Source organism: Methylophaga sp. UBA1464 (assembly GCF_002325665.1).
GTDB lineage: Bacteria > Pseudomonadota > Gammaproteobacteria > Nitrosococcales > Methylophagaceae > Methylophaga.
Genome location: NZ_DCSO01000017.1, coordinates 1 through 3,915 on the forward strand (window position 1 = coordinate 1; position 3,915 = coordinate 3,915).

Annotated in this window: 2 protein-coding genes, 1 tRNA gene and 1 pseudogene; 3 read left to right on the forward strand and 1 reads right to left on the reverse strand. The window is 46.8% G+C overall.

All coding sequences use genetic code 11. The annotated features are described in order from the left end of the window. Positions 1–159, reverse strand: a pseudogene (locus B3O33_RS01810) (aspartate transaminase); the annotation flags it as partial. 73 nt (positions 160–232) lie between these two features. Here B3O33_RS01810 and uvrB point away from each other — a divergent pair. The 3 genes from uvrB to thrS all read left to right on the forward strand — a co-directional run. Then, on the forward strand, positions 233–2,248 hold the full coding sequence (uvrB, locus tag B3O33_RS01815; protein WP_292360110.1) for an excinuclease ABC subunit UvrB: 2,016 nt from the start codon (positions 233–235) through the stop codon (positions 2,246–2,248). 104 nt (positions 2,249–2,352) lie between these two features. After that, positions 2,353–2,429, forward strand: a tRNA-Val gene (locus B3O33_RS01820). A gap of 79 nt (positions 2,430–2,508) precedes the next feature. Further along, the coding region (thrS, locus tag B3O33_RS01825; RefSeq protein WP_292362813.1) for a threonine--tRNA ligase at positions 2,509–3,915 on the forward strand (1,407 nt) is incomplete at its 3' end.

Sequence of the window (3,915 nt, forward strand, 5' to 3'; positions counted from 1 at the left end):
CGCTTGCTTGATATGATCCGGGGTATCGAAGTCCGGCTCACCGGCTCCCAGACCAATAATATCTTTACCTTCGGCTCTCAAGGCCGCGGCGCGTGCGGTGATGGCTAAAGTAGGCGAGGGTTTGATGCTTTGTACGCGCTGTGAGAGTTTGATAGTCAAAATCTGTCCTTCGAGAAACGATAAGTGATTAGAAAACCGTAATATACGATAAACACGGACATTGCTAAAGAGTATGAAAAAACAATTTGAATTAGTCAGCGAGTTTGAACCGGCGGGGGATCAACCAACTGCGATTGCGTCGCTGGTTGAGGGATTAAACAACGGTGAAATGTGGCAGACCCTGTTAGGGGTCACCGGATCGGGAAAAACCTTCACCATCGCCAATGTTGCGCAAGCCGTGCAGCGTCCGGTGATGGTTCTGGCACCCAATAAAACGCTGGCTGCCCAGCTCTATAGTGAAATGAAAGAGTTCTTTCCGAACAATGCGGTGGAATATTTCGTTTCCTATTACGACTACTATCAGCCGGAAGCCTATGTGCCTTCTTCCGATACCTTTATTGATAAAGATGCGTCGGTCAATGAACAGATCGAGCAGATGCGTTTATCGGCCACCAAAGCCATGCTGGAGCGGCGCGATGCAATTATCGTATCCAGTGTGTCGTGTATCTATGGTTTGGGTGATAAAGATGCCTATCTTGCGATGGTCATGCATCTGGTTCAGGGCGATATCATTAATCAACGCGAAATTTTACGGCGTCTGGCCGAGTTGCAATATTCGCGAAATGATATTGAACTTTCCCGCGGTACCTACCGGGTTCGCGGCGAGGTGATTGATATTTTCCCGGCGGAATCCGAACGCGATGCGGTGCGGGTTGAACTGTTTGATGATGAAGTCGAACAGATCAGCTATTTTGATCCGTTAACCGGTGAGGTATTGCAACGGATGAACCGCATTACGATTTACCCGAAAACCCACTATGCCACGCCACGCGAAACCATTTTGGGGGCAGTAGATTCAATCAAAGACGAGTTGCGTGAGCGATTAGCTGAATTAAACGAGCAAAATAAACTGGTAGAAGCACAGCGACTGGAGCAACGCACCCGTTTTGATATTGAAATGTTGCTTGAGCTCGGTTACTGCAACGGTATCGAAAACTATTCCAGACATTTATCCACCCGTCAGGCCGGTGAAGCGCCACCGACCTTATTTGATTATCTGCCAGATGATGCGATTCTGATTATTGATGAAAGCCACGTCATGATTCCGCAAATTGGCGCGATGTATAAAGGTGACCGTTCGCGTAAAGAAACGCTGGTAAATTATGGTTTCCGGTTGCCTTCTGCATTGGATAATCGTCCATTGATGTTTGATGAATGGGAAAAACTGGCGCCACAGACCATTTTTGTTTCGGCTACGCCTGGAAAATATGAAGCCGAACATGCCGGTAATATCGTTGAACAAGTCGTGCGTCCAACCGGTTTGATCGATCCTGAAGTTGAAATTCGCCCGGTGGGTACGCAGGTGGATGATTTGCTGTCCGAAATTACGAAACGCACGGCTGTTAACGAGCGGGTGCTGGTCACCACATTGACCAAGCGTATGTCTGAAGATCTCACCGATTATCTTCGTGAGCATAATGTCAAAGTACGTTATTTGCATTCGGATATTGATACCGTCGAACGGATGGAAATTTTGCGTGATTTACGTCTGGGCGAATTTGATGTGCTGGTGGGGATCAACTTGTTGAGAGAAGGTCTCGATTTACCTGAAGTTTCACTGGTGGCGATTCTGGATGCGGATAAAGAAGGCTTTCTGCGTAGTGATCGATCGTTGATTCAGACAATTGGCCGTGCCGCCCGAAACCTCAATGGTAAAGCGATTTTATATGCAGATCAGATCACTGGCTCGATGAAGCGGGCGATTGATGAAACTGATCGACGTCGTGAAAAACAGATTGCTCATAATCTGAAACATGGCATTACGCCGATGGGTATTATCAAATCGATTCGTGGTGGCATGGATGATTCGAAGAGCAAGAAAGAGGAAAAACTGCGGTTTGCCGAAGTGGCCGAAGAGCATGCTAAATATGCCTCGCTGTCTCCACAACAATTGGCCAAACGTATTCAACAGATTGAAAGTGCAATGTATAAACATGCACAGAATCTGGAGTTTGAAGAAGCGGCTAAGTTACGTGATGAGTTAGATAAAGTGAGAAAGATGGCATTAGGGCCTGTTGTTCTGCAATAGCACCCCATTAAATTGCTGGAATGTATTACGAGACTTTAGCTTTATCGGTGGTATAAAGCGCTTGCAAAAACTGCCCGACTGCGTATAATTTCGCGCTTCACAGTAGGCACGTAGCTCAGTTGGTTAGAGCACCACCTTGACATGGTGGGGGTCGTTGGTTCGAATCCAATCGTGCCTACCAGATATATACATCAAGCACCTCTTGCAGGTGCTTTTTGGTTTTTAAGGCCTCTCGTATTGGCCACAACCAAGGATATAGCATGATTTCAATTACCCTTCCTGATGGCAGTCAACGCCAGTTCGATCATCCCGTTTCAATTCATGATGTTGCCGCCGATATCGGTGCCGGTCTAGCCCGTGCTGCTCTGGCTGGCAAAGTGAATGGCAAACTGGTCGATACCAATTACGTTATTGAAGATGATGCTGAACTGGCCATCATTACCGAACGTGATGAAGAAGGGCTGGATATCATCCGACATTCGACTTCGCATTTGTTAGCTCAAGCCGTCAAACAACTTTATCCGGATGCTCAGGTCACGATTGGCCCGGTTATCGAAGATGGCTTTTACTACGATTTTTCCTATTCCAAAGGTTTTACACCGGAAGATTTGCAAAAGATCGAAAAACGTATGGAAGAGCTGGTCAAACAGGATCTTGAAGTGGTGCGTGAAGAAGTCACTCGTGATGCTGCCGTGCAGATCTTCCGTGAAATGGGCGAAGAATATAAAGCGCAGATCATTGAAGATATTCCAAAAGATGAAGTGTTGTCAGTGTATCGTCAGGGCGAGTTCATGGATTTATGCCGTGGTCCGCACGTGCCAAATACCGGCAAACTCAAAGCATTCAAACTGATGAAACTGGCCGGTGCTTACTGGCGTGGTAAATCTGAAAATGAAATGCTGCAACGTATCTACGGTACTGCCTGGTCGGATAAAAAAGATCTGAAGGCTTATTTGCACCGTCTTGAAGAAGCTGAAAAACGCGATCATCGTAAACTGGCGAAAAGTCTGGATCTGTTTCATCTGCAGGATGAAGCGGCCGGCATGATCTTCTGGCATGACAATGGCTGGCGGATTTATCGCGAAGTAGAAAAATACATTCGCGACGTGTTGGCTCAAAATGATTATCAGGAAGTGCGGACACCGCAAGTAGTCGATCGCAGCCTCTGGGAAAAATCCGGTCACTGGGACAAATTTGGTGACATGATTTTCAGCACCCATTCTGAAAATCGTGATTACGCGGTTAAACCGATGAATTGCCCCTGTCATGTCCAGATATTTAATCAGGGTCTGAAGAGCTACCGTGATTTGCCATTACGGATGGCGGAGTTTGGATCATGCCACCGTAATGAACCGTCAGGTACATTGCATGGTTTGATGCGCCTGCGTGGTTTTACTCAGGATGATGCGCATATTTTCTGTACTGAAGACCAAATTCAGTCCGAAGTGGCTACCTTTATCGATCTTCTGTTTAACGTCTATGCCGATTTTGGTTTTAACGAGATTATTATCAAACTCTCAACACGTCCGGAGAATCGTGTGGGCAGTGATGCTGTTTGGGATAAAGCGGAACATGCACTTGAACAGGCATTAAATGCCAAAGATCTGGACTGGGAGCTACAACCTGGCGAGGGGGCATTCTATGGGCCGAAGATCGAGTTCTCCCTT